This is a genomic window from Caldicoprobacter faecalis (genome assembly GCF_900115765.1).
Classification (GTDB): domain Bacteria; phylum Bacillota; class Clostridia; order Caldicoprobacterales; family Caldicoprobacteraceae; genus Caldicoprobacter; species Caldicoprobacter oshimai.
Genome location: NZ_FOXR01000009.1, coordinates 55,497 through 81,828, shown reverse-complemented (window position 1 = coordinate 81,828; position 26,332 = coordinate 55,497). Strand labels below are relative to the sequence as shown.

The 26,332-nt window shown below is 45.3% G+C and carries 24 protein-coding genes; 23 read left to right on the top strand and 1 reads right to left on the bottom strand.

What is annotated here, in order from left to right:
- Positions 1–663: 663 nt before the first annotated feature.
- The 12 genes from BM241_RS05450 (at position 664) to BM241_RS05400 (ending at position 13,175) form a co-directional block, all read left to right on the top strand.
- Positions 664–2,691 (top strand): ABC transporter substrate-binding protein, encoded by a 2,028-nt coding sequence (locus BM241_RS05450; protein ID WP_025747874.1) that lies wholly within the window; start codon positions 664–666, stop codon positions 2,689–2,691.
- Positions 2,692–2,787: 96 nt separating this feature from the next.
- Positions 2,788–3,783: an ABC transporter permease gene (locus BM241_RS05445; RefSeq protein ID WP_025747873.1), complete on the top strand. Its 996-nt coding sequence runs from the start codon at positions 2,788–2,790 to the stop codon at positions 3,781–3,783.
- 3 nt (positions 3,784–3,786) lie between these two features.
- Positions 3,787–4,773, top strand: a complete 987-nt coding sequence (locus BM241_RS05440; RefSeq protein WP_025747872.1) for an ABC transporter permease — start codon at positions 3,787–3,789, stop codon at positions 4,771–4,773.
- A gap of 24 nt (positions 4,774–4,797) precedes the next feature.
- Positions 4,798–5,760, top strand: coding sequence for an ABC transporter ATP-binding protein (locus BM241_RS05435; RefSeq protein WP_025747870.1), 963 nt, complete (start codon positions 4,798–4,800; stop codon positions 5,758–5,760).
- A 23-nt stretch (positions 5,761–5,783) separates the two neighbouring features.
- On the top strand, positions 5,784–6,797 hold the full coding sequence (locus BM241_RS05430; RefSeq protein WP_025747869.1) for an oligopeptide/dipeptide ABC transporter ATP-binding protein: 1,014 nt from the start codon (positions 5,784–5,786) through the stop codon (positions 6,795–6,797).
- Positions 6,794–7,045: a hypothetical protein gene (locus BM241_RS05425; protein WP_092282223.1), complete on the top strand. Its 252-nt coding sequence runs from the start codon at positions 6,794–6,796 to the stop codon at positions 7,043–7,045. Before BM241_RS05430 ends, BM241_RS05425 begins: the two co-directional genes overlap by 4 nt.
- A 109-nt stretch (positions 7,046–7,154) precedes the next feature.
- Complete coding sequence (locus BM241_RS05420) at positions 7,155–7,364, top strand: hypothetical protein (RefSeq protein ID WP_092282222.1); 210 nt, start codon at positions 7,155–7,157, stop codon at positions 7,362–7,364.
- Between the two features lie 286 nt (positions 7,365–7,650).
- Positions 7,651–8,943, top strand: a complete 1,293-nt coding sequence (locus tag BM241_RS05415) for an MFS transporter (RefSeq protein ID WP_177206099.1) — start codon at positions 7,651–7,653, stop codon at positions 8,941–8,943.
- Between the two features lie 390 nt (positions 8,944–9,333).
- Positions 9,334–10,911, top strand: a complete 1,578-nt coding sequence (locus BM241_RS05410) for a UDP-glucose--hexose-1-phosphate uridylyltransferase (RefSeq protein WP_025747865.1) — start codon at positions 9,334–9,336, stop codon at positions 10,909–10,911.
- A 90-nt stretch (positions 10,912–11,001) separates the two neighbouring features.
- Positions 11,002–11,133, top strand: a complete 132-nt coding sequence (locus tag BM241_RS12925) for a hypothetical protein (protein ID WP_278292226.1) — start codon at positions 11,002–11,004, stop codon at positions 11,131–11,133.
- A 61-nt stretch (positions 11,134–11,194) separates the two neighbouring features.
- Entirely contained in the window at positions 11,195–12,505 is a 1,311-nt protein-coding gene (locus BM241_RS05405; RefSeq protein ID WP_025747864.1) for a galactokinase, read from the top strand.
- A 211-nt stretch (positions 12,506–12,716) separates the two neighbouring features.
- A complete protein-coding gene (locus BM241_RS05400; protein ID WP_025747863.1) occupies positions 12,717–13,175 on the top strand; it encodes an Hsp20/alpha crystallin family protein in 459 nt (152 codons plus the stop codon).
- A gap of 138 nt (positions 13,176–13,313) precedes the next feature.
- On the opposite strand, the gene BM241_RS12920 is transcribed toward BM241_RS05400, so the two are convergent.
- Positions 13,314–14,231, bottom strand: a complete 918-nt coding sequence (locus BM241_RS12920; RefSeq protein WP_025747862.1) for a lytic transglycosylase domain-containing protein — start codon at positions 14,229–14,231, stop codon at positions 13,314–13,316.
- Positions 14,232–14,495: 264 nt separating this feature from the next.
- Here BM241_RS12920 and BM241_RS05390 point away from each other — a divergent pair, with 264 nt between their 5' ends.
- The 11 genes from BM241_RS05390 to BM241_RS05340 all read left to right on the top strand — a co-directional run bounded on the left by BM241_RS05390 (position 14,496) and on the right by BM241_RS05340 (position 26,041).
- Entirely contained in the window at positions 14,496–15,449 is a 954-nt protein-coding gene (locus BM241_RS05390) for an L-lactate dehydrogenase (RefSeq protein ID WP_025747861.1), read from the top strand.
- Positions 15,450–15,466: 17 nt separating this feature from the next.
- Entirely contained in the window at positions 15,467–15,964 is a 498-nt protein-coding gene (trmL, locus tag BM241_RS05385) for a tRNA (uridine(34)/cytosine(34)/5-carboxymethylaminomethyluridine(34)-2'-O)-methyltransferase TrmL (protein WP_092282226.1), read from the top strand.
- 113 nt (positions 15,965–16,077) lie between these two features.
- Positions 16,078–17,310 (top strand): RNA polymerase factor sigma-54, encoded by a 1,233-nt coding sequence (rpoN, locus tag BM241_RS05380; RefSeq protein WP_025747858.1) that lies wholly within the window; start codon positions 16,078–16,080, stop codon positions 17,308–17,310.
- 158 nt (positions 17,311–17,468) lie between these two features.
- Entirely contained in the window at positions 17,469–18,506 is a 1,038-nt protein-coding gene (locus BM241_RS05375) for a sugar-binding transcriptional regulator (protein WP_092282220.1), read from the top strand.
- A 96-nt stretch (positions 18,507–18,602) separates the two neighbouring features.
- Positions 18,603–19,616 (top strand): type I glyceraldehyde-3-phosphate dehydrogenase, encoded by a 1,014-nt coding sequence (gene gap, locus BM241_RS05370; RefSeq protein ID WP_025747856.1) that lies wholly within the window; start codon positions 18,603–18,605, stop codon positions 19,614–19,616.
- Positions 19,617–19,625: 9 nt separating this feature from the next.
- A complete protein-coding gene (locus tag BM241_RS05365) occupies positions 19,626–20,819 on the top strand; it encodes a phosphoglycerate kinase (RefSeq protein ID WP_092282219.1) in 1,194 nt (397 codons plus the stop codon).
- Between the two features lie 189 nt (positions 20,820–21,008).
- Positions 21,009–21,755: a triose-phosphate isomerase gene (gene tpiA, locus BM241_RS05360; protein WP_025747854.1), complete on the top strand. Its 747-nt coding sequence runs from the start codon at positions 21,009–21,011 to the stop codon at positions 21,753–21,755.
- Between the two features lie 9 nt (positions 21,756–21,764).
- Positions 21,765–23,312, top strand: coding sequence for a 2,3-bisphosphoglycerate-independent phosphoglycerate mutase (gene gpmI, locus BM241_RS05355; RefSeq protein ID WP_092282218.1), 1,548 nt, complete (start codon positions 21,765–21,767; stop codon positions 23,310–23,312).
- Positions 23,313–23,427: 115 nt separating this feature from the next.
- Positions 23,428–24,723, top strand: coding sequence for a phosphopyruvate hydratase (gene eno, locus BM241_RS05350; RefSeq protein ID WP_092282217.1), 1,296 nt, complete (start codon positions 23,428–23,430; stop codon positions 24,721–24,723).
- Positions 24,724–24,880: 157 nt separating this feature from the next.
- Entirely contained in the window at positions 24,881–25,111 is a 231-nt protein-coding gene (secG, locus tag BM241_RS05345) for a preprotein translocase subunit SecG (RefSeq protein WP_025747851.1), read from the top strand.
- A gap of 378 nt (positions 25,112–25,489) precedes the next feature.
- Entirely contained in the window at positions 25,490–26,041 is a 552-nt protein-coding gene (locus tag BM241_RS05340) for an HDIG domain-containing metalloprotein (RefSeq protein ID WP_025747850.1), read from the top strand.
- The last annotated feature ends 291 nt before the right edge of the window (positions 26,042–26,332 follow it).

Below are 26,332 nucleotides of genomic sequence, written 5' to 3'. Positions count from 1 at the left end.
ATAAAACTGCTGGAGGCTCTTTTAGGTCAAGGACGGGCGCAGCCCGGCGATAGCGAATCCTTGACCTAAAAGAAGCCGGAAGCAGTAAAATTTAATAAAGATTAGTGGTGATAATTTAACCTGATTCTAGCCAGAGGGAATTTTACACAAAAATTTGGACTTGATCATTTTGATGAAATTGAATAAGATAGTTATAGAACTATAAATTGGATTTAGTATGGATTTCAAAATAGATTCAGAATCTAGGAGACGGAGTGGATATCATTTTGCTGGAAAATTTTTATAAGTACAAAACATGAACAAGGGAGTGCTCATAGTCCAAGCTTTTATCTATTCTTTTGTATACATAAAGTAAAAACACGTGCTAAGTATATGCATTCTATAACGCTTAAAAACTAAGTATAACTATAAAAATTTGTCAAAGATGCAATACTTTTAAATTACTATAAATTAATGGGGATTATTCAAAAAATTATTAAAAGTAGGGATGTTTAGCTATACTGCAGGAGCCCTTTCATTTTATAAATTAAATTTTTACATATTTGGCATAATATATAACCTAATAAAAATGAAGAGAATCCTATCTCTATAAAAGGTAAAACCCTGAAAAGTAAGGAATTTCAGGGTTTTACGCAATCAAAAAATAATTAAGGAGGGGGTCATGTGAAACATAGGTTTGTGAGAAGTATCTCGCTTCTGGTGTCTTTACTGCTTGCCGTTTCTATTCTAGCATCATGTCAACAACAAACAGCGACAACACCTGAGGAACCAACAGCATCTGACGAATCCAAGAAAACGGAAGTTGCCGAGACACCTCAAGATAAGACGGACAGTGAAAATGCTGAACAGAAATCCGAGCAAAATACTGAAATGGTCAAAGCAGATGATTATGTACCTAAAGTCAATAAGGAAAAAGTGTTTAGGGCTACCTGGGGATCATGGCCTAAACCACCTCAATTTCAAGGGAATCCGTTTACCCAGGGCGGAGTTGGCGAAATGGGCAGATATGTATTTGAACGTTTAACACAGATTGTTCGTTCTACAGATGTTATTCACCCCATTTTAGCTACATCTATAGAACATAGTGAGAGAGAATCTGTCATTAAATTACGGGATGATGTCACCTGGAATGATGGAGAAAAGTTTACTGCGGATGATGTAATTGCAGCTTTTTATTTAAATCCACGTACTATATGCAATTATTTAACAAAAGTAGAAAAAATCGATGATTATACGGTAAAACTTGTATGGCAAGATCCACCTCCGTTTATGGAACTACGCGATTTGCTGATTGCTCAGGATGGTACTATGAATGTACCTTATCATATCTTTAAAGAATATGTGGACAAAGCAAAGTCTATTTACGAATCAGCCAGAGATGCCACCCCAGAAGAGCTTGCTGTTGCGCGTACCGCTTTTGGTAAAAAATTAACCGAAGAACAGGACAAAGCGTTAAGCGATAATTGGAATGAGATGATGAAGTTAACGTATCCAAAACCTATAGGCACTGGTCCTTACGTAGTGGAAAGTGTCACTGCTTCTGATGCTGTTCTTGTTAAGCGAGATGATTATTGGGCAGCCGATCAAATTTATTTTGAAAAAATCCATCATATAACGGGTACAGCAGAAAGTATGCTTGGTATGTTACGCAATGGTACTACTGATATCTATAACGGATCACTTCCAAAGGACTTAGCGGAATCTATTTTAGCTTCTAACAAGGATATCGTATTTTATCCAATGTTCGATCCAGCTTGTCACGTGTTGTTCTTCAATCAACGACGTGAACCATTTAATGATGTAAATTTACGTCGTGCACTGGTATATGCTTTGGATCGTACTAAGATCCGTGAAGGTGCTAACTATTATGGTAAAGAGTTCCCTATATCCATGGTAGGTATGCCACCTTCTTCGCTTGAAACATATGTTTCCGAAGAGATGCGAGCTAAGCTAACTAAATATGAATATGATCCCGAAAAAGCAGCCAGAATTCTTGAAGAGAACGGGTGGAAACGAAATAAAGACGGTATTTGGGAAGATAAAAATGGCAAGACATATTCATTTACAATTGCTGTAAATGCCGGTTGGCAACCTGCTGGCGTAGTTGATACTGCAGCTTCTATTGCTGCTGAACAGCTAACAAAGTTTGGATTTCCTACTCAAGTTGTAGCGGTTGACAGTTCAGTATTTTGGAATAATGCTGCTAAAGAAGGAATGTATGATATGGTCATTGAGTGGGGAGATATAACATGGTCATTTATGTATCCATGGAGTCCCCTTAATAATACCTTTAAGGGTGGTCCCAGTGAATTAATGGGACTTCCGCGGGATCCTGAAACAAATCGGGTTAATTTGAAAGTTAAAGGACCTGATGGAACAGAAGTGGATCCTATTGAGTTGGTTGATAAACTGCCGGTTACTGCCGATGAAGAAGAACGCCAGAAGATTATTGATACTCTGGTATGGATCTGTAACGAGTATGCTTTTGGTGCCAATCTTTATCAGAATACTACTGGTGTATGGCTAAACCGGAAAACTATAACTGGTTTACCTATGGAGGATGAAATAGACAAATACAATCAATTTATGCCAGTCGGTCGTAATTTTGAAGAGATTGTAGATATCGCCGAATTAAATATAGGTTTTGCTGACATGTATGTAATCTGGTCAGGAGATTTAAAACCTCGGTAAGCCAAGGTACATAAAGTATATGATATTAACTAGGGGCAAGTGAATGCCCGCTTGCCCCTTATTTTTGAATTTTCATTGTTGAAAGGGGTGTAATATGTGATAAAACACCTTGCTAAACGCTTCGGGATTGCATTATTTACATTGATATTGGCAAGTTTTATGACTTTTTTAATTCTGCGGGCTATGCCTGGTGATGTCGTTGAAATGATGAGCCGTAGTGAAGCGCAAAGCCGAGGTATTAGTCTTGAGGATGCTCGAAAAATTGTGGTTAATATGCTTAATTATGATCCAGATGAACCTATTTTACGTCAGATGGCTCGTTATTATGGTGGACTTTTACGGGGTAATCTAGGAACCTCCATGTATTCGCGAACACTGACGGTAAATCAGATTATTGCAGAAACTTTACCGTGGACGCTATTTGTGCTGTCCATTTCTTTAATTTTAAGTTTTTTCATAGGAACAAGACTTGGTATGTTGATGGCGTGGAAACGTAATTCATTTATAAATCCTGTTATTTCTGTATATTCTATAATTACTACGGCTATTCCAAATTTCATTTTTGGCATACTGCTTATACTTATATTCGGTATTAAGCTGAAGTGGTTTCCATTGGTAGGTGCATATTCTCCCAACATCAAACCAGGCTTTACACTGGAGTTTATTTTAGACGTATTATATCATGCAGCATTACCGATACTTACATATGTTCTCACTTCTGTAGGTATGTGGGCTTTGCAAATGAGGGGTGCAGCAATGAATGTACTCGGTGAAGACTATATTACTGCAGCCCGTGCTAGAGGTATTCCAGACAATTTGATTAGGAAAAGGTATGTGAAAAAAAACGCTATGTTACCAATGGTTACACATCTTGCCATGAGCTTTGGTACTATGGTTGGGGGATCAACCTTGATTGAATCCACTTTTAGTTATCCAGGAATGGGAGCATTTATTGCACAGGCTACTGCACAGCGGGATTATACGATGATGCAAGGAATGTTGCTTGTTACGAGTTTTGCTGTCATTTTAGCAAATTTAATTGCTGACCTTTTATATAGTAAGCTCGATCCTCGCGTAAAGACGGAGGGATAATGTATGCAGAGTATAAAAACGTTTTTCAAAATAATTTACCGTAATAAGCAGTCATTTATCGGAATGCTGATTCTCGTCATGTTCATTCTGATGGCTACAGTAGGAGCTGCAGTTGTCCCACTTGATCTTACTCCTAATTTTGAAAATCGTTATCGTAGGCCAGCTATCATCGAAATGATTTTTGGCGTAAAAGAAGTGGATGAAACTAATGAAGAGATGGAAATTGCTCGTAATCCTTTTATGCAGATGGGAGAACAGGAAGAGAAAACTGAAGAAGAGGAGAAAGAGGGAAATTTATATAAAAATAAGCGTTATATAATGGGAACAGATTATATTGGAAGAGACATTTTTGCGCAGGTTGTACATGGCTCACGGGATGTGTTGACGATAGGTTTTTTGGCAGCTACTTTTGCTATTTTAATAGGGGTTACCATTGGTGCTCTTTCTGGATTTATCGGTGGCTGGGTAGATTCAATGTTAATGTTAATTACCAACCTATTCCTTACTATTCCAAGCTTTCCTATAATGATCATATTATCGGCTTTTATTTCAATAAAAAGCCCACTGGTTATGGCGAGCATTCTTGCCATATTTGGTTGGGCAGGGCTAGCAAGAGCAGTACGAGCTCAGATTTTAGAAATAAAGGAACGAGGATTCATTGTCGTTTGTAAGGTTATGGGACTTAATAATTTTTATATAATTTTCCGTGAAGTGTTGCCCAATATGGTTTCTTATTTAGCAATCAATTTTATTACTATTATGCAGTCTTCAATTGTATCTAGTGTAGGTGTTATGATGCTAGGATTTGCTCCATATACGCCGACTAATTGGGGGGTTATGCTAAATAGTGCAATTCGTCAAGGGTTAACCAATCCAGATGCTATATATTATTTATTGTCACCAATTTTGTGTCTTACTTTATTCCAACTGGGATGTATTTTCTTTGCCAGTGGAATTGATGATGCATTAAATCCTCGATTGCGTAACTAATAATGTAACGAAAGGAGAATAGATATGGAGAATTTAGTTGAAATTAGAGATCTAACCATTGATTTTCCGTTGCGTGCCGGTACTATTCGTGCGGTTAATCATGTAGATCTGGATATTCCCAAAGGCAAAGTAACAGCGCTGGTAGGAGAATCGGGCAGCGGCAAATCTACTTTAGCCAGTGCTATTATTGGTTTAGTATCAGTACCTGGTAAGATTGTTAGCGGACAAATACTGTATAAAGGCAGAGATGTATTAAAAATGGACAATAGAGAATTAAATAAATATCGCTGGAAAGAGGTATCAATGGTGTTTCAGGCGGCACAAAATTCCCTTAATCCCGTTATGACTATAAGAGAACAATTCTTAGAAACAGCACGAATACATATGGAGAATTATGATGAAAGTGCAGCTCTAAAGAGAATTTCTGAATTGCTTGGATATGTACGTTTGGAAGCAAATCGCGTTTTAGATTCATATCCTCACGAATTATCGGGTGGAATGAAACAGCGGGTTATGATTGCGTTTTCTCTGTTATTGGATCCACAAATGATTATACTTGATGAGCCTACTACAGCTTTAGATGTAATTACGCAGGACTACATTTTTAACATTTTAAAACGCATTCATGAGGAGATGGGGATTACTATGTTCCTGCAAACCCACGATATTGCAGTAGTTGCAAAAGTAGCTGAACGAATGGGTGTAATGTATGCGGGGTACTTGGTGGAAATAGGAGGAATACGAGATATGTTTTATAATGCTGCTCATCCATATACGAAACAGTTGCTTCAAGCTGCTCCATCATTGTTGGATGAGTTGAAAGAACGAAAGCCTATCATGGGTACTCCACCTGATCCATATAATATGCCTAAAGGCTGTCCTTTTCATCCCCGTTGTATACACGCAAAACCTATCTGTGAAGAACAAATACCTCAAATGGTAGATGTAGCACCTGATCATAAAGTCATGTGTCATCTATACCTATAAATTATGAAGGGGGAAGCAGTAAGATGGATAAGCCTTTGATGGAGCTTAAAAATGTGGATATGTACTATTATAAAAAGAGTGGGCTTTTTAAACCTAAAATTCCCATAGGAGCTGCTGTAGGTATTAATATGACTATAAATGAAGGTGAAATAGCTGCTTTAGTAGGGGAAAGCGGGGGAGGAAAAACCACTATAGGGAATATTGTGGCGGGATTATTAAAGCCCACTAGTGGGGAAGTGCTTTTTGAGGGAAAAAATATCTATAAGATGACGCGAGCAGAATTTCGAAAATATCGTCATAGTGTGCAACTTGTGCAGCAGGATTCATATGCTTCTTTAAATCCAGTGCATACTATTGAACATTCACTTGTTGGCCCTATTCTTTCTAGAAAAATAGTTAAAAACCGGAAGGAAGCATTACAGAAGGTTAAAGAGGCTCTGTTACGTGTAGAGCTTTCTCCACCTGAAATGTTTTTAGAAAAGTATCCTCATCAGCTATCTGGAGGACAGCGTCAGCGCATTTTAATGGCAAGGGCAATATTGATGAATCCCAAACTTATCATCGCTGATGAGCCGGTATCTATGATTGATGTATCGCTGCGTATCGCTATATTAAATTTGATGAGTCGGTTAAATAGGGAAATGAATATCGCGTTTTTGTACATAACCCATGATTTAGCTACTGCTCGTTATATAGCACAAAATGGTAGTATTACTGTTCTTTATCTCGGTAAAATAGTAGAAACTGGCAGAACAGCTACTGTATTGGAGCGGCCCGCTCATCCTTATTTGCAGGCTTTGCTATCTGCCGTTCCTGTTCCAGATCCTGATATTGAGAGTAGAAAAAGGAAATTGCCATTAAAATCTGTAGATATGCCTTCTGTAGCAAAACCACCCTCTGGATGTCGATTTCACCCTCGGTGTCCATATGCTGATGAAAAGTGCAGCATAGAAGAACCTGAATTAATTCCATTTAATGGACGTCTTTGTGCATGTCATCATGTAGAGACTATTCCAGAATGGAGTTATCTTGAATGAAAAAAGATTTTTTGTCTGGGTTACATCGTAGTACCATTACCATGGCGTTGGTTATTATTGTCTTGTGCATTATAATTTTGCCGTGGAGTAATCCTTCTTCTGCTGCTTTTATACCTTTGGCATTATCTATTGTTACCAGTGCTTTTACGTTAATTTGGGCTAGCTTGAGTTTGCGAAAACAAATAAAGAAAGAGATGCTGAATAGTAAAATATCTGATGAGGATGATTTTTCTAATACATCGGTTTAGTAAATAAAAGTAGCTTCCTATAGGAATTACTTATGAATTTTCCTAAGCTGGAGTACAATGTATAACGGACTTCTATGGACTTTGCAGGAGAAACGGCAGGGCTATTGGCTTGGACATATTATTTATTGATGTGGGCGTTGAAACATATACCGCTAAGACTTTTAGCAGCTCGAGGTATGAGATATGGACCATGCAATCACAGTATCATAACCTTCCTACTGTAAACGGTGTATGCCAGCAAGCTGGGGAACAGTACCGAACCATAGATGTTGTTTATTATGCCACTGAAAACCTGTGGCTGAGCTTTCAATGGATATAGCTCCAGTTTATCCGGCTAATGCGGGTATTAAAAAGTGGTTCAGACGGTGCGCATTACATAGGGGAGATCAATCGTATGTAGAGTATTTAAAGCAAAGGAACCGTTGATTACAGGGGTATGGGCAATAAAAATCGAGGAACTTCATATTGCCTGATCACGAAATATAAAGTATAATGATGCTCGGCCTGATCTTTTAAGCCGGGCTTATTTTTTTGTTATGACATATCAGGTTTGCAGGGGCATTATCAAATATAAGGTGCAGGTGCATTATAAAGAGAGGGTGGGGATGGGGTTGGGTATAATCAAAAAACAGCTTCAAGAGACGTGGAATATATTGAAGAGCTTTAGGGGTAATGCAAGGGGATGTTTGGTGGTTGAACCCCTGTGGGGAATACCTTATAACCTGTTTATTCCTTATGCTTCGGTGTACATGCTTGAACTGGGCTGTACTGATGAGCACATAGGCATTATAACATCGGTAGGGCTGCTCTTCCAGGTGTTCTTTTCGTTTATAAGCGGATACATTACAGATAGGCTGGGGAGGAAGAGGACAACGCTCATCTTCGACCTTATAGGATGGAGCTTGGCTGTATTGATATGGGCTTTTGCACAGAACTTTTATTATTTTTTGGTGGCCAGCATAGTCAACAGCTTTTTCAGGATAGTACACACCTCATGGACCTGTCTGCTGGTTGAGGACACCCGTCCTGAAGAGAGGGTACATGTGTATACCTGGATTCAAGTTGCGGGACTTTTGGCGGGATTTTTTGCGCCCATTGCGGGTGGGCTCGTCAAAAGGTATGGCGTGGTTCCTGCCATGAGGGGGCTTTATTTATTTGCCTTTGTCTCCATGACCAGCATGTTTTTTATAAGGAATAGGATTACCCATGAGACGCAGATGGGGCTTATAAAGATGCAAACGACAAAGGGGTTCAATGTCATAGAGGTGCTGGATGAGTACAGAAGAATATGTATGCAGCTTTTAAAAAGCCCCCATACCATGCTGGCCTTTGGGCTCATGCTGTTTAACAACGTGCAGGTAACTCTGCGCAATACCTTTTCGGCCATCCTTTATACCAAAGGGTTGGGACTTTCTGAGGGAACCATTGGAATGTTTACAGCCATTACATCTGCCATAATGCTCTTTATATACCTGTTTGTAATGCCTACTTTGGGAAAGCTCAAAGTCACCCGTCCTCTTCTCTGGGGATTTGTGTTGTCTATAATAAGCAATGGCATCTTTGTGTTGTCTCCTCCTGGGAAGCTCCACCTATCAGTGCTTGCTATCGTTATCGGAGCTACCGGCATGGCATTAATTTACCCATTTGTTGAATCTTTGGTGGCCAACAGCATAAACGACGAGGACAGAGCCAAGGTCATGTCCATCCTGTATGTGCTGGTCTTAGGTTTGACAACGCCCTTTGGGTATATAGGCGGCTTGCTTTCCTCTGTTTCTCCAAAGCTTCCGTTTGTGCTCATCATGGTTACCTTTGGCATCAGCGTTATGCTGCTGTTTATCCTTGAAAACATTGAAAGGCATAAACGCCATGATGTTGTGAACGCTGAGCTTGGTTCGTAGTGCTAAAGCCATTTAATTCTAGATTTTGGTGTAAAGTTAAATTTTGCTTTTCAAAACGAAATTTTATTGAATGTGAGCTGCAAAAATTAGTCAGTCGCTTGGTACCGCGGCAATTTCGAAGAAAAATGACAGTAAGCGAAAAATTACATGCATAAGCGTTACTTTATCAAGCTACATTGAGCAAGTTAAGTTTGCAGCAGAATCAATCTTTAACTCTTTTTGCCTGCCGCATTTGGTTATTTTGTGGAATGCTGAAGTATAATATGCTATAATTGTCACTGGGATGAACAAGGAGAACGGCTCTTGCTTTGTCCATTGTGTTGAAGATAAATCTTTCTGTTGTCAACACGGCGATGGTTGCCGCAATGACGAGCCGAAAGGGGTGTAAACATGGACGATTTGCAGCAACGTGCAGCCTACCTGGTGGAAAAGCTGCTGGCCTTTGCACTGGCCAATGACATGATATCCAAGTTTGATGTCACCTATACCAGGAATCAGCTGCTGGACCTTCTAAAGATAGACCAGCCTTATCCGCAGCCTCTAGACCTTGAAAGCCTGGAGGTGCCGGAGACGGCAACGCCTATACTGGAGGAGCTCCTGGACTATGCCGTTCAGCGAGGGCTCATACCTGAGGATACGCTTACGTACAGAGACCTGTTTGACACGCGCATAATGGGCCTTTTGATGCCAAAGCCGTCGGAGGTCATTGAGCGGTTTAACAGAATAAAGGCCGAGAAGGGCATCAAAGCTGCTACCGATGATTTTTACAATCTCTGCCAAAAGTCCGATTACATACGCGTAAGCCGCATTGCCCGCAACATAAAGTGGCAGTATGATAGCGAGTTTGGTCAGCTGGAGATAACCATCAACCTCACAAAGCCCGAGAAGGACCCCCGGGAGATTGCCGCGCTTAAAAACGCGCCACAGGTGGGATACCCCAAGTGCCTGCTGTGCCCCGAAAACGTGGGCTATGCGGGGCGGATCAACCATCCCGCGCGGCAGACCCTTCGAGTGCTGCCCATCAAGCTTAGGGGTGAGCAGTGGTACTTTCAATATTCGCCTTATGTGTACTATCATCAGCACTGCATTGTGCTGAGCGAGCAGCATGTGCCCATGAAAATCAGCCGGGAGACGTTTGAACGCCTTTTTGAATTTCTCGAGTATTTCCCCCATTATTTCATTGGCTCCAATGCCGACTTACCCATTGTGGGTGGGTCCATACTCAATCACGACCACTTCCAAGGCGGTTACTATACTTTTCCAATGGAAAAGGCGCCTGTTGAGTATTATCTCAAATCGCAAGAGTATACTGATGTTACGATAGGCGTGGTTCACTGGCCCATGTCGGTTGTGCGGCTTCGTCATGCAAAGCCGCAGGTTTTGGTGGAGCTGGCCGATAAGCTGCTTCACCTCTGGAGGGGTTACTCCGACCCGTCGGTGGATGTTTTAGCATTCACCATAAATGAAAAAGGGGAAAAGGTGCCCCATAACACCATTACCCCGATTGCCAGGATAGGTAAGGATGGTCTCTATGAGCTTGACCTTGTGTTCAGGAATAACCGTACCAGCAAACAGCATCCCATGGGCATATTCCATCCTCATCAAGAGCTCCACCACATAAAGAAGGAAAATATAGGGCTTATCGAGGTAATGGGTTTGTTTATACTTCCCGGCCGTCTGAAGGATGAGCTTGCAGATATCTGCGATATACTGACAGGCAAAAAAACTATAAGCGATGATGTCTATCAGCAGTCTCATCCACTCAACAAACACCTCCACTGGATTAAAGAGTTGATTAGTAAGTACGGCACTAATCTTGATGATGAAGCTGCCCGCAGGATAATCAAGGATTCGGTGGGCGAGAAGTGCCTGCAGGTTTTGCATCATGCCGGCGTGTTTAAGGCTACGAAAGAGGGGCGTCAGGCCTTTGACCGCTTCCTGGAGACGGCCGGAATAAGGAGGGTTTGACTGGCTTTATAGTCGGCTGAGGTTTTTGATGTGTAGGTGCATATTTTACATCTTCTATGAGATGGAGAGATGAACTGCGGGTAAAAATATATGTACACCAAAGTAGCTGGCGAGTCTGCGGTTAAGCAGGCAGTCAGCGGTGGATGTGTGGGTTACAGCATCTCTGTATTTGATGTGGTTCACAGGTGGCGTAATTCATGCTGTATATCAGCTGATAAATAGACGGCATGTTAGCAAATACGCTATTCAGATGAAGCGTTTTAAGTTGGGAGGTAAAGGTGCGATGATAACTTTAGAGTTGCTTAAGGAAAAGTTGAATTCCCCAAAAGGCAGGGTTTTATTGGCAAAGCTCTATGGCCAGGCCCCGGAAATCATCGAAAAGCAGATTAACAGGTATGTACAGGCTGTTGTGCGTTACCGCCAATTCTTTCCACATGAGTCTCAAAAGGGGTTTTACATGTTCAGCACCCCTGGGCGCACCGAAATCGGCGGAAACCACACCGACCACAATGCAGGAAGGGTACTGGCGGCAGGCGTCAGCCTGGACGCCATCGCGGTTGCAACGCCATCGCCGGATTACGTCATAAGGGTGTATTCCGAAGGGTATCCAGAGCCGTTTGTGGTTGAGCTGGACAGCCTGGCCCCTAGAAAAGAAGAGGAAGGGACCACCTCCGCACTTATAAGAGGAATCGCCAGTCGCATGAGGGAGCTGGGTTATAGGATCGGTGGATTCAATGCCTATATTACCAGCGAGGTATTAGGCGGTTCGGGGCTTAGCTCATCGGCTTGTATCGAAGTGCTGCTGGGCAACATCATCAATCACCTGTACAATGACGGCAAAATCGATGAGATACTTCTAGCTAAAATAGGGCAGTATGCCGAGAACGTATACTTCAACAAGCCCTGCGGGCTGATGGATCAAATTGCCTGTGCAGTAGGCGGATTTGTTACAATCGACTTTAAGGATTTTGACAATCCCGTTGTTCGAAAGATCGACTTCGATTTTGCGGCCCAAAACTATTCTCTGCTGGTGATCAATACGGGAGGCAGCCATGCCGACCTCACCGATGACTATGCCTCTGTGCCTCGAGAGATGAAGGCGGTAGCCAGCGCATTAGGTAAGAAGGTTTGCAGGGAGCTTACCATGGAAGAGGTCATTCAAAATATTCCCAAGCTCAGGGCGCGGGTGGGGGATCGCGCTATACTCAGGGCCATGCACTTCCTGTCCGAGGACCAGAGGGTGGCACAGCAGGTAGAGGCTCTGGAAAGAGGAAATTTTGACGAGTTCTTGAGGCTGGTGAATGAGTCGGGGAACAGTTCGTGGAAATGGCTTCAGAACTGCTATACCACCAAAAATCCGCATGAGCAGGGGATTACTCTGGCTTTGAGCGTCACCGAGAACTTTTTAAAGGGCGGCGGAAAAGGAGCCTGCAGGGTGCACGGTGGTGGTTTTGCCGGAACCGTGCTGGTGTTCATGCCCAATGAACTGCTGGATGAGTATGTAGGGCTCATGGAGGGCATATTTGGAAAGGGTTCAGTGACCGTTCTGTCCATACGGCCCTACGGTACGCTGTGCATAAATTTAGTTATATAAGAAAATTAAAGCAATAAGAAGAATTATTGGGAAAAAACTATTTTTGATGAGAAGAATAGGTAATAATTGGGCCTATTCTTCTTTAAGGATATTTAACTGACTTTGACTTACTTTGACTTTGATTTTTATAATAAAAGCGAACTCGAAAGGAGATACTTAAAAAAGTAAAAATCCAAAACAAAAAATTATTTTAGAAAAGGAGTGGTTGTCAATGCGTGATATTACGCCCTTCAGGAGGAGACGTCCCGCTTTGACGCCCAGCGAATGGATAAGAGACTTTTTCGGGAGAGATCTTTTGGATGAGTTCTTTGATATGGGATTCTTGACCGGGTTTGGTTCCGGTTTAGCCGGCATGCGCGCCGATGTGAAGGAGACCGATAAGGAATACATCGTTGAGGCTGAACTACCAGGATTTGATAAAGATGATATCGACATTGAGCTGATTGATGACAGGTTGATCATATCTGCAAGGCGTAAAGAAGCCGTTGATGAGGAGAGAGCTGATTATATCCGCCGCGAGAGAAGATACGGCGAGGTGTACCGTACCTTCATCCTGGAAGGCGTGAAAGAGGACGGCGTAAAGGCAGAGTACAAAAACGGTATCTTGAGGGTTGTGCTGCCCAAGGCCGAGGAGTACACAAGGCGTGGCAGAAAAATTGACATCAACTAATGCCTGGTAGGAGAGCAAAAGGGTTACGGCCCCTTGTGGCGGTAACCCATTTTTTTATGGCTTTAGACAGTTATTAGCCGATTTTGAGCTTGTTGCCCTGTTTCTTCAAGCAGGGCTTACTCACAGGTACCCACTTTTTTAAGCTGAGAGTAATTCACGAATTTTCTTTATATAATTCTGCGTTTCGACGGGAAGCTTTGCAAACTGGACAGGGTCGTTCAAATCGGTGATGCCGCGCGATTCGATGTTGGCCGGACCCCAGTTGTAGGCAGCCAGAGCTAAATCCACGTTTCCGTTGAAGCGCTTGAGCAGGCTTTGCAGGTACCGTACCCCGCCATTGATGTTTTGTACCGGGTCAAACGGGTTTGTCACCCCAAGCGATTTGGCAGTGGTGGGCATGAGCTGCATAAGCCCCATGGCCCCAGCAGGCGATACGGCATACGGGTTAAAATTGGATTCAACCTTGATGATGGCCTTGATGAGCGCTGGGTCTACGCCGTATCTGCTGGCTACCTGTTCAATGATGCCATCAAATTGGGTCTGAAAGCTTGACTGGCTTGCCATCATTTGCCAGGCATATGCCATCCATGGATATGGCTGCAGTGGGAGCAACGCCTCTATCGGATTACCATGACTTCCAGCGTATAGCTGCTGAGAATACAAATGCATAAACGGCAACAGGCTGGTGTACAGCGAAGATGAGTCGCCGTCTATGCCCGACATTAAGGACACTCCGGTTATACTCAGTTGGGGTAACAGGGAAGCAAACAGCCACTCATTGTATGGCCGCTGTCCATTTAACTGTCGGGCATGCAGCTGTACATAACTTGATTGATTTCCATCAGGTTTTGGTTGCACATCATCAGTGAAGGCTTTTCCTGAAGTGTGTTGCTGGGATTTCTGGTTTGAAGGCATCTGCTGTGCATTTTCAGCTTGCTGTAGCATTTCTTCAAACGACACGACGCTTTTCCTGTACCCGAGATTTACATTATGGGGTAAACGGCTCTGGATTTCTGCCAGCTTATGCTCGAATATCTGTCGAACTATGTTTGACACGGGATCACCTCACCTTCACTGTATGAACATATTTTACCATTGATTTGCGGTTTGCGCAAGTGTACAGCTTGCTTGCGAAGGATTTCTTGCTTTAGAATAAAAATTTTAATTAGAAATATTATTTACATTAAGAGTCTGTATAGAGATCAAAATGATAGTTGGAAGGATTCGACACAATGCAAAAAAAAATATGGTAAAATCTACACAAAGACATTAAAATATAATCTGAAAAATATAATCTGAAAGAGAGGATTGGGAGAGACGATGGAAACCAGGTTTTACGGAAATAAGGTAACCATAATTGGGGCGGGCTTTGTGGGTGCTACCACCGCCTATGCTTTGATGATGGGCGGAACGGCTTCAGAAATCGTGCTGGTGGATATAAACCAGAAGAGGCTTGAAGGAGAAGTGATGGATCTTAATCATGGTATTGCCTTTGTTCCGCCGGTGAGGATAAGGTCGGGCACGTATGAGGATTGTGCCGATTCCAATGTGGTCATAATAACCGCAGGGGTGGCTCAAAAGCCGGGTGAGACCCGCATTGATCTGCTCAAGAGAAACATAGAGGTGTTTTATTCAATCGTGCCCAAGATTGTGGAGTACAATAGAGATTGCATAATACTGGTGGTCACCAATCCGGTGGATATACTGACCTACGTGACGCTTAAGATTTCGGGACTGCCTCCCTCTCAGGTCATGGGCTCGGGTACCGTGCTGGACAGCGCGCGTTTCAGATTCCTGCTGGGGCAGCACTGCCATGTTGCCACCCAGAATGTCCACGCTTATATCATAGGCGAGCACGGCGACAGCGAGGTGGCTGCCTGGAGCATTACCAATATAGCCGGAATGCCAATAGAGCAGTACTGCTTGAGGTGTGGACGGGCCTGCGAGAGCGACGAAAAGATGAGGATATTCGATGAGGTGAAAAATGCGGCCTACAAAATAATCGAAGCCAAGGGCGCCACTTATTATGCGGTGGGGCTTGCTGTCAGGCGCATCGTGGAGGCTATCCTGCGTGATGAAAACGTCGTATTGTCGGTGTCGTCGCTTATGCAGGGCTACTATGGCGTGGAGGACATCTGCCTGAGCCTTCCCACGCTGGTCAATGCTAAGGGAGTTGCCCGGGTGCTGGAGCTTCCTTTAAGCCAATCTGAGCAGGAAGGATTCAGGAGGTCGGCTGAGATTTTGAAAGGGTGGTTAAAAGAAGCAGGGTTTTAGGGGGGTTGATTATGCCTTTGCACGTCGTTTTGGTAGAGCCTGAGATTCCGCAGAATACGGGCAATATAGCGCGTACCTGTGCCGCTACTGGCTGCATTCTCCACCTGGTGAGGCCTCTTGGCTTCTCCACTGACGATAAGTATCTCAAAAGGGCGGGTTTAGATTATTGGCATCTTGTGGAAATACATTACCATGATTCCGTCGATGAGATATTTGCCCAGTACCCGCAGGGGGATTTCTACTTTTCCACCACCAAGGCAGCAAAGGATTATACTTCGGTATGGTATACCCCGGATAGTTTTATATTTTTTGGCAAGGAGACGGCCGGCCTTCCCGAGGATTTGCTTAAGAAGCACTATGATCGCTGCATACGGATCCCCATGAGGGCGGAGGCCAGATCTCTAAACCTATCCAATTCTGTGGCCATCATAGTCTATGAGGCGCTGAGACAGCTGGGTTTCCCCGGACTGGAGCTTAAGGGCAGACTGAGGTCTGAAATAAATGGGCAACCATAGATTGGACCTATTTTGGCATGCTGGATATAATAGCCGGAAACCGATAATATACTGATATTGAGATGCACCTTAAAAAGGCGGCAAGGACCATCTATTTGGGGGAGGAATCCTATGTGAAGCAGGATTTTGGCTTTGAGACAAGGCGGATGCGAAAGGATAGCGATGGTACGGCGCTACATGAGATATTGCGGTGGTCTTCTGAAGAGCTTTATCGTTATATACAGAGGGAAATGGAGATAAATCCTTTGCTTAAGATGCGGGAGGACTCCAAAAGGGAGACCGATGAGGTATTTGATGCCAAGTTTCCGGTGGACTGGGATGAGTGGTTTCAAGATGCCGATTATGATGATGAGACCGATAGTATGAACTATTATGAAGAGGAACACCGCCGTAAATGCGAAGGTACGGCGTATAGCGGAATTACCCTGCAGGAGCACCTTATGTCACAGCTTAAAGCGATGGATATTCCCCCAGCGGATGAGAGGGTTGCCGCTTTCATCATTGAAAACCTCGACGAGAACGGTTATCTGCCTATATCAAAGCATGAAATAGCCGCCATACTCAAGGTCGATAGGGACAGGGTTTCGCGCATGCTGCGCCTGGTTCAGACCCTTGACCCTCCAGGGGTGGGTGCAAGGAGCCTTCGCGAGTGCCTGTTGATCCAGCTGACCCAGATGGGCAAGGCCACGCCTTTTGTAAGGACGATAATACTTGAGCATTTGAAGGACATCGCCTGCAATCGGTTGGGGGTGATAAGCAGAAAGACCGGGATTTCCTTGGAGGAGGTTCAACGCATAAGGGACCTTATACGCTCTCTAGAGCCAAAACCTGGAAGAAGGTTTGCGGCATCGCGAGAAGTCAGGTATACCACTCCTGATATCGCGGTGAAGCGAATAGGAGACGAGTATTATGTTTTAGTCCTGCAACATGCTGCCCCTCGGCTGTGCATAAATAAAATGTATCTAAGGCTTCTCCAAGAACCTCATTTGGATAAAAACGTTTTGGAATATATCGCTGACAAGTTGAACTCTGCTCTTGGATTGATTAAAGCTGTAGAGCAGCGCAGGATTGCTCTCAATAAGGTGGCCATGTCCATTGTTTCGAGGCAAAAGGAGTTTTTGGATCATGGGCCCAAGCATTTGAAGCCGCTAACCATGCAGGTGGTGGCCGATGACTGTGGCATGCATGTATCTGCTGTGAGCCGGGCTGTTGAGGATAAGTACATTCAAACTCCCCATGGAATTTTCGAGATAGGGTATTTTTTCTCAGCCGTATCTGAGAGCCCAAATGGTTTAAAAACGACTACTGATGTGATCAAGCAGATCGTCAGAGCTATAACTAAATAAATTTTTAAATTTTTGCCGCTATTCTATTGAAATTTTTGGCCTTTTAATATAAAATAAAAGGCGTAATTTGGAATTGTCTCTCAGACGCGGCAGTTTTTTTATGGGTAGGGTGGGACGTTTTCCGCACGGTGGGACAATTGTAGTCCAGGGTGAAGTTTATGTCACAGCCCCACATACTGTTGAAGAAAATAGTTCCAGAGTTAATAGAAGTATATGAGAAGAGATATACTATATTGCGTAGTATATATAATTTTCAGCCGATAGGCCGAAGAACCTTGGCATCGCGTTTGGGCCTAGGAGAAAGGGTAGTTCGCAACGAGACGGAGTTTTTGAAAAACGCAGGGTTTCTTGATATCGGCCCATCTGGGATGAGGGTGACCCCAGAGGGCGAGCTCTTGCTGGAGGGCCTTAAAGATTTTACCCATGAGCTAAAGGGGCTCAACGAACTGGAGGACAGGCTGCAAGAGATTTTTGACTTGGAGCGCGCCATAGTTGTTCCCGGCGATGTAGATGAAGATCCTTTGGTGTTAAAGGATATCGGCAAAGCTGCGGCACGATTTTTGGAGAGCATCATTACCCGGGGCAATATAATAGCCGTGACTGGCGGTTCCACCGTGGGTGCAGTGGCCAATGCTCTTTCCCCTATAAATGATAATACTGATATAGTGGTGTTACCTGCCAGAGGTGGGATGGGCAGAAATGTCGAGCATCAATCTAATGTAATAGCCTCCATATTTGCCAAGAAATTGGGAGGCCAGTACAGGCTGCTTCACATCCCCGACCAGCTGAGGGCCGAATCGATGGAGACCCTTTTGAATGAGCCGGATATAAAGAGCGTTATTGACAACCTCAAAAATGCCGATATACTTATTTATGGGATAGGCCGGGCACAAGATATGATGCAGAGAAGAAATTTCACCCCACAGCAGCAGCGAGATCTGGAAAGGCGCGGCGCTGTAGCCGAGGCGTTTGGATATTTCTTCAATGCAAAGGGCGAAATAGTGTATGCATGTAATTCCATATGGCTGAAGATGGATAATCTAAAGCGCATTCCAAAGGTTATAGCTGTGGCGGGCGGGAGGCAAAAGGCGCAGGCCATAATGGCGGTGTTTAAGCATTGGAGAAAAGGCATCCTTGTGACTGATGAGGGCGCAGCGCGGGAGATAATACGCCTGGCCGAACTTGATGTAAATTGAACGTTTGAGATTTTGATGATCAGTTGATATTATTTAGTATGAATCCCATGCTTTCATGGGTTATAATAAAAATTTAAAATGAGGAGGAATGTACATATGGCAGTCAGGGTTGGTATTAACGGATTTGGAAGAATAGGGAGGAATGCTTTTAAGGCAGCTCTGGAGAAATACGGCAACGATATCGAGTTTGTGGCTATCAACGACTTGACCGATGCCGCTACACTGGCCCATCTGCTGAAGTACGACTCGTGCTTTGGTAAGTTCAACGGCGAAGTTACTGCGAAGGATGATACGCTGGTTGTAAACGGGAAAGAGATCAAGATTTTGGCTGAGAAGGATCCCGCTAATCTGCCTTGGAAGGACCTGGGAGTAGACATCGTAATAGAGTCTACAGGGCTTTTCACATCGAGGGATAAGGCCATCAAACACATCGAAGGTGGCGCCAAGAAGGTCATCATCACCGCTCCTGCAAAGAACGAAGATATCACCATCGTCATTGGCGTTAACGAGGACAAGTATGACCCTGCTAACCATCACATCATTTCCAATGCTTCGTGCACGACCAACTGTTTGGCTCCGGTTGCAAAGGTGCTGCATGAGAAGTTCGGCATCAAGAAAGGGCTTATGACCACCGTTCACTCCTACACCAACGACCAGAGGATTTTGGACCTGCCTCACAAGGATTTGAGGAGAGCAAGAGCGGCTGCACTGTCGATTATTCCTACTACCACTGGTGCTGCTAAAGCCGTTGCTTTGGTATTGCCCGAGCTGAAGGGTAAGCTCAATGGATTTGCCATGAGAGTGCCAACGCCCACCGTGTCGGTAGTGGACTTTGTAGCCGACCTGGAGAAGCCCGCTACGGCAGAGGAGATCAATGCCGCACTGAAAGAGGCTGCTGAAGGTCCGATGAAGGGCATTTTGGGCTATGAGGAAGAGCCATTGGTATCCATCGATTTCAAACAGGATCCTCGTTCGTCCATAGTTGATGCGCTGTCGACCATGGTAATCGAGGGTACTTTAGCAAAGGTGGTAGCCTGGTATGACAACGAGTGGGGTTACTCCAACAGGGTGGCAGACCTCATCATGTACATCGCATCCAAGGGCCTGTAATGTAAAGGAGTGGTCTTTGTGAACAAAAAAACCATAGAGGATATTGATGTAAGAGGTAAACGCGTGCTGGTACGCGTAGACTTCAATGTCCCGCTGGATGAGAATGGCAATATCACTGATGATACGCGTATAAGGGCTGCCCTTCCCACTATACAGTACTTGATCAAAAATAACGCCAAGGTAATACTCATGTCGCATCTGGGAAGGCCCAAAGGAGAATTTGACCCCAAATACAGCCTAGCGCCTGTTGCCAAACACCTAAGCAAGCTGCTAGGTCAAGAGGTCATCATGGCCAAAGACGTGATAGGGGAAAGCGCTAAGAATACCGTTGCCAACATGAAGGAAGGGCAGGTCGTCCTTCTGGAGAACGTTCGTTTCCACAAGGAGGAGACAAAAAACGACCCAGAGTTTGCAAAGGCGCTGGCGCAGTTGGGCGATGTATATGTCAACGATGCCTTTGGTAGCGCGCACAGGGCTCATGCCTCCACTGAAGGGGTTGCCCATTACCTGCCGGCTGTGGCGGGCTACCTCATACAGAAGGAACTGGAGGTCATGGGTAAGGCCCTGGAGAATCCCGAGAGGCCGTTTGTGGCCATCTTGGGCGGTGCCAAGGTGTCGGATAAGATAGGGGTAATTGAAAACCTCATCAACAAAGTAGATGTTCTCCTAATCGGCGGAGGTATGGCCTATACATTCCTTAAGGCCAAGGGCTATGAGGTAGGCAATTCCCTGCTGGAAGAGGATAAAGTTGAGTTGGCCAAACAGCTGATGGAAAAGGCAAAGGAAAAGGGCGTAAAGCTGTTGTTGCCCGTCGATAACGTGGTGGCTCAAGAGTTCAAAGCCGATGCACCCTATAAGGTCGTGGATAGCGACAAGATTCCCGCCGGATGGATGGGCTTGGATATCGGGCCCAAAACCAGGGAGATGTTCGGCGAGGAAATCAAGAAGGCCAAGACCGTCGTTTGGAACGGGCCTATGGGAGTGTTTGAGATGCCCGCCTTTGCTGAAGGAACCAAGGCTGTGGCCAAATATGTAAGCGAATGCGGCGGTACCACCATCATCGGTGGTGGCGATTCGGCTGCCGCTGTAGAGCAGCTGGGATTTGCCGATAAGATGACCCACATTTCGACTGGCGGCGGCGCCTCTCTGGAATTCCTTGAGGGCAAAGTGCTGCCGGGAATTGCAGCCCTTAATGATAAATGACCGAGTATAAACTTGCTGTGCGAAAACAAAAAGGAGTATTGACATTACAAGGAATGTTGTGTTAAATAAAAAAATATGTGAGATTGCCAACATTGCCCTCTAAATTTTATATAGATTACCCAACCGGATGCTGCCCGGGATTTTTCTCCCGGGCAGGTAGGTTGGGATGTGATGTAAGGAGAGTTGCGTATGAGGAAACCCATCATAGCAGGTAACTGGAAGATGCACAAAACGCCGTCTCAGACGGTGTCTCTCATAAATGAATTGAAACCATTGGTGAAGGATGCACAGGTTGAGGTAGTTGTGTGTCCTCCTTTTGTTTGTTTACCTGCTGCAAAGGAGGCTCTGGCAGGTTCCAACATCAAGCTGGGTGCCCAGAATATGCACTGGGAAGAGCAAGGAGCCTTTACCGGTGAAGTGGCTCCCGGGATGTTGAAAGAGCTGGGCGTGGAGTACGTCATCATTGGCCATTCCGAGAGAAGGCAATACTTTGGTGAGACCGATGAAATGGTAAACAAAAAGGTACTGTCTGCTGTGGCTCACAACCTTATTCCCATCATATGCGTTGGCGAGACCCTTGAACAGCGCGAACAGGGAAGTACCGAACAGGTTGTGGACAGACAGACACGTGCTGCGTTGAAGGGGTTAAGCCCTGAAGTGGCCGATAGAGTGGTCATTGCCTATGAGCCGATATGGGCTATAGGTACGGGCAAGACGGCGTCCAGCGATGATGCAAACGAGGTTATAGGATACATCCGCAAGGTTGTGGGAGAGGTGCTGGGCAGCCAGGCAGCTCAGCAGATGAGGATCTTGTACGGCGGCAGTGTGAAGCCCGAGAATGCTGCCGAGCTGATGCAGATGCCCGAGATTGACGGTGGACTGGTGGGAGGAGCCAGCTTGAAAGCACAGGACTTTGCTAAAATCGTGAAGTATTAGGAGGAAGATATGCAAAAGGATTTGATCGTTCTCATCATAATGGATGGGTTTGGGTTGAGCGATCAAAAGGAAGGGAATGCGGTCTATCAAGCCAAGACCCCTAATTTAGATAGATACTGGAACGAATATCCCCATGTAGCTATTCAGGCAAGCGGCTTGGATGTAGGGCTTCCTGCAGGGCAAATGGGGAACTCTGAGGTGGGACATCTCAATATAGGTGCCGGCAGGATCGTATACCAGGAGTTTACGCGAATTAGCAAAGCCATAGAGGATGGTAGCTTTTTTACTAACAAGGCTCTTTTGGCTGCAATAGAAAACGTCAAAAAGCACGGCACAAAGCTCCATTTGATGGGCTTGGTTTCGGATGGAGGTGTCCACAGCCACATTGAACATCTATACGCGCTGGTAGAGCTGGCAAAGAGAAATGGCCTGGAGCAGGTTTACATACATTGTTTTACCGATGGAAGGGATGTTCCGCCCACCAGCGGCAAGTCGTATATTGAGACCCTTGAACAAAAGCTTGAGGAATACAAGTTTGGCAAAATCGCCACCGTAATGGGGCGTTATTATGCAATGGATAGAGACAAGAGGTGGGACCGCACGCAAAAGGCCTATGACGCACTGGTTTTAGGCACAGGGGAATTTGCCTCCTCAGCGGTGGAGGCCATGGAACAGTCTTATAAGGCAGACGTAACGGATGAGTTCGTGCGTCCCACAGTGGTGCTGGAGAACGGTAAGCCGGTTGCCACCATTGAGCCCAACGACTCGATCATTTTCTTCAACTTCCGGCCCGATAGGGCCAGGCAGCTTACCCGCGCCTTTATCCAGCCCGAGTTCAATGAGTTCCCGCGGGGCAAGGGTTATTTCCCCGTATGCTTTGTATCAATGACCCAGTATGATGAGACGTTTACCAACATCCATGTAGCCTATGAGCCTCAGGTTCTTACTAATACGTTTGGTGAATATATAAGCAAGCTGAGCAAAAAACAGCTCAGGATTGCTGAGACCGAGAAGTATGCTCACGTGACGTTTTTCTTTAACGGCGGCGTGGAGTACCCCAACGAGAACGAGGACAGGGTGCTCATACCTTCTCCAAAGGTTGCCACGTATGACATGAAGCCGTCTATGAGCGCATTTGAGGTGACCGATGAGGTTGAAAGGAGAATTGCTTCAGGGGAATATGACGTGATTATTTTAAATTATGCCAACTGCGACATGGTGGGACATACCGGTGTGATGGAAGCGGCAATTGAGGCGGTTGAGACGGTGGATAAATGCGTGGGGCGCGTGGTCGAGGCTGTCCGTGCAAGAGGTGGCAAGGTGATCGTAACGGCTGACCACGGCAACGCTGAGCAGATGATAGATTATGAAACCGGCGAGCCGCATACCGCTCACACTTCAAACCCCGTTCCCTTTATATTGATAGATGACACCAGAAAAAACGTGACCTTGAGGGAAGGGGGCCGGCTGGCCGATATTATACCCACAATGCTTGAATTGATGGGACTGGATAAGCCCGAAGAGATGACAGGGGAAAGCTTGATTTTGAAGAAGTGAAGCGTTGAAACAAAAACGTAAACGGGATTGTAAAGAAAGATAAAGCGGCTTTTTTTAGTTAATGCTACTTTTATAATACTTACGATACCTAAATAATGAAAGGAGAGTTAAAGCCGTGACGACCATTGTGGACGTAATAGGCCGAGAGATTCTGGACTCAAGGGGTAACCCGACGGTAGAAGTGGAAGTATATCTGGAGGGTGGAGCTGTAGGCAGGGCTGCTGTTCCTTCCGGCGCTTCGACAGGTGCCTTTGAAGCCGTGGAGTTGAGAGACGGGGACAAATCAAGGTACATGGGCAAAGGTGTACAAAAAGCAGTGGACAACGTAAACAACGTGATTGCTGAGGAAATCATCGGCATGGATGCACTGGATCAGGTCGGGATTGACAAGCTCATGATTGAGCTGGACGGGACGCCCAACAAGAGCAAACTGGGCGCCAATGCCATACTGGGCGTTTCCCTGGCGGTTGCAAAGGCCGCAGCAGAACAGCTTGGGCTCCCGCTTTATCAGTATATCGGCGGCGTAAACGCCAAAGTTATGCCGGTTCCCATGATGAACATACTCAACGGTGGCAAACACGCCGATAATACCGTGGATATTCAAGAGTTCATGATCATGCCTGTTGGAGCAACTAGCTTCAGAGAAGCGTTGCGCATGTGCTCTGAGGTATTCCATAATCTGAAAGCGGTGCTGAACAAGAAGGGCTACAGCACGGCTGTAGGCGATGAAGGCGGTTTTGCTCCAAACCTGAAGACCAATGAAGAGGCTATAGAGGTTATTCTTGAGGCCGTTGAAAAGGCAGGCTACAAGCCAGGCGATGACATACGCCTCGCTATAGACGCTGCAGCTACCGAGCTTTACAATGAAGAAGACGGGAAATACCACTTCCCTGGCGAAGGCGTGGTAAGGACGGCAGCCGAGATGGTAGACTATTACGTCAACCTGGTTGATAAGTACCCGATTATATCGCTGGAGGACGGCGTAGCCGAGGAAGACTGGGATGGTTGGAAGCTGCTCACCCAAAAGCTGGGCAGCAGGATCCAGCTGGTGGGCGACGACCTGTTTGTAACCAATACCAAGAGATTGGCCAAGGGTATTGAGTTGGGCGTTGCAAACTCAATCCTTATCAAGGTGAACCAGATTGGCACTTTGACCGAGACCTTGGATGCCATCCAGATGGCCAACCGCGCAGGATATACGGCTGTTGTATCTCACCGTTCGGGTGAGACGGAGGATACCACCATCTCCGACCTGGTGGTGGCCGTAAATGCCGGCCAGATCAAGACGGGTGCTCCGTCGCGTACCGACCGCGTCGCCAAGTACAACCAGTTGCTCCGCATAGAAGAGCAGCTGGGCGATGTGGCGCAGTATCCTGGCCTCAATGCCTGGTTCAATCTGAAGAACAAGTAAGACAGTATCCCCCACCTGACTTAAGGTGGGGGATATATTTATGCTGCAGCAGGATTGTGCTGGATGGGTATGTTGAAAAAATTTGCCTTGATTTTACCATGGGGGTGTGGTACAATATTGCCGTCATCCATAGGAAGGAGGAGTTCCGTTGGCTGTTGTGAAAGGGATACTTACTGCGTTGCTTGTAATCGTCGAGCTGTTTTTGATAGCCGTCGTACTGCTCCAGTCGGGCAGAAAAGCTGGTTTATCGGGAGCCATTGCAGGGGGTGCCGAGACCTTTTTCGGCAAGAACAAGGCTAGAAGCTTTGAAGGAAAGCTTCATCGATTGACCAAGATATCAGCGGTGCTGTTCATAGTCATTGCGATGGTTCTGGCCATTCTGGAGTAGGGAGGATTGGTTTTCTGACAGCGCCGGAGGATTTGCTTTCTGTCGTCTAACTTTTGAGTTCCTTTGAGTTAAAGATTTTAAAAAGAAGAGGTGAACAAAAACGACCCAATGGTCGTTTTTTCTGTTATATGAGGATATGGTTTTTTTATTGCTACACGTAAAGTTAAGTCGGGGCTTAAAGTGGAACTTTTCTAACAAGACAGTTGCTGCTGTAGTGGTGACGAATATGCGTATGGTGCTTTTGTTAGAGGAGCGGCTTGTTTTGAGCATGGCCTGTATTAGAGATTAAATTCGCATGAAGGCGAGTGTCTGTTTGAGGTTAACGCCTTGTAAATGAGAGGTTTGTAGGTAAACCAAAAATTCAGGGAGGTAATAAGGATGACGAGAGAAGAAGCCCTTCAGATGGTGAAGGAGAATGTCAAAAACGCCAATTTGATAAAACACATGTTGGCCACCGAAGCGGTCATGCGCGCTCTGGCTAGGAGATTAGGCGAGGATGAGGAGAAATGGGGATTGGTAGGCCTTGTCCATGATGTTGACTATGAAAAGACCGCCGATTCTCCATTGCAGCATGGTCTTATAGGGGCGCAGATGCTTGCCCAAGCAGGAATGGAAGAGGACGAGGTAAACGCGGTGAAGGCCCACAACGAGTCTTTGGGATACCAGCGCGTAACCAAGCTTGATAAGGCCTTGTATGCCGCTGATCCGGTAACCGGGTTGATTGTAGCTGCTGCGCTGGTTAAGCCAAGCAAAAAGCTGGCAGACGTGGATACCGAATTTGTATTGAAAAAATTCAAGGAAAAATCGTTTGCTCGCGGTGCTTCAAGGGAGCAAATCATGAGCTGCCAGGAGCTGGGACTCACCCTGGAGGAGTTCATTGGCCTGGCGATTACTGCCATGCAGTCCATAGCCGATGATTTGGGGCTATAGCAATTTCTTGTTTGCAATGCTGTTAAAAAGGTTAAACTATAAGAATAAATAAGCTTTAGATTGCAGAACGGTTTTATGATCAAATCGCCGGTAAATCCAACTTTTTTAAATGTGGGATGAAAGGCGGTTTGATGTAGTAGGGCTGGACCGGTCCGAATTTAAGCTTCCGGAGAAAGGGGCCGCTGCACGGGTGCCGGAGAGCAATTCCTGCATTCGTGTAAGTCCCCTTCGATGAAAGAGGAAGCCTACCATTGAAAAAGGTGGGAGAAGGTCACAAGAATTTTTATGGCA

Bases quoted from the DNA above. Each gene is read 5' to 3' on its own strand.
- BM241_RS05440 (WP_025747872.1), top strand. From the start codon at position 3,787: ATGCAGAGTATAAAAACGTTTTTCAAAATAATTTACCGTAATAAGCAG.
- BM241_RS05435 (WP_025747870.1), top strand. From the start codon at position 4,798: ATGGAGAATTTAGTTGAAATTAGAGATCTAACCATTGATTTTCCGTTG.
- BM241_RS05430 (WP_025747869.1), top strand. From the start codon at position 5,784: ATGGATAAGCCTTTGATGGAGCTTAAAAATGTGGATATGTACTATTAT.
- BM241_RS05425 (WP_092282223.1), top strand. From the start codon at position 6,794: ATGAAAAAAGATTTTTTGTCTGGGTTACATCGTAGTACCATTACCATG.
- BM241_RS05415 (WP_177206099.1), top strand. From the start codon at position 7,651: ATGGGGTTGGGTATAATCAAAAAACAGCTTCAAGAGACGTGGAATATA.
- BM241_RS05410 (WP_025747865.1), top strand. From the start codon at position 9,334: ATGGACGATTTGCAGCAACGTGCAGCCTACCTGGTGGAAAAGCTGCTG.
- BM241_RS12925 (WP_278292226.1), top strand. From the start codon at position 11,002: ATGTACACCAAAGTAGCTGGCGAGTCTGCGGTTAAGCAGGCAGTCAGC.
- BM241_RS05405 (WP_025747864.1), top strand. From the start codon at position 11,195: ATGATAACTTTAGAGTTGCTTAAGGAAAAGTTGAATTCCCCAAAAGGC.
- BM241_RS05400 (WP_025747863.1), top strand. From the start codon at position 12,717: ATGCGTGATATTACGCCCTTCAGGAGGAGACGTCCCGCTTTGACGCCC.
- BM241_RS05390 (WP_025747861.1), top strand. From the start codon at position 14,496: ATGGAAACCAGGTTTTACGGAAATAAGGTAACCATAATTGGGGCGGGC.
- BM241_RS05375 (WP_092282220.1), top strand. From the start codon at position 17,469: ATGTCACAGCCCCACATACTGTTGAAGAAAATAGTTCCAGAGTTAATA.
- gap (WP_025747856.1), top strand. From the start codon at position 18,603: ATGGCAGTCAGGGTTGGTATTAACGGATTTGGAAGAATAGGGAGGAAT.
- tpiA (WP_025747854.1), top strand. From the start codon at position 21,009: ATGAGGAAACCCATCATAGCAGGTAACTGGAAGATGCACAAAACGCCG.
- gpmI (WP_092282218.1), top strand. From the start codon at position 21,765: ATGCAAAAGGATTTGATCGTTCTCATCATAATGGATGGGTTTGGGTTG.
- BM241_RS05340 (WP_025747850.1), top strand. From the start codon at position 25,490: ATGACGAGAGAAGAAGCCCTTCAGATGGTGAAGGAGAATGTCAAAAAC.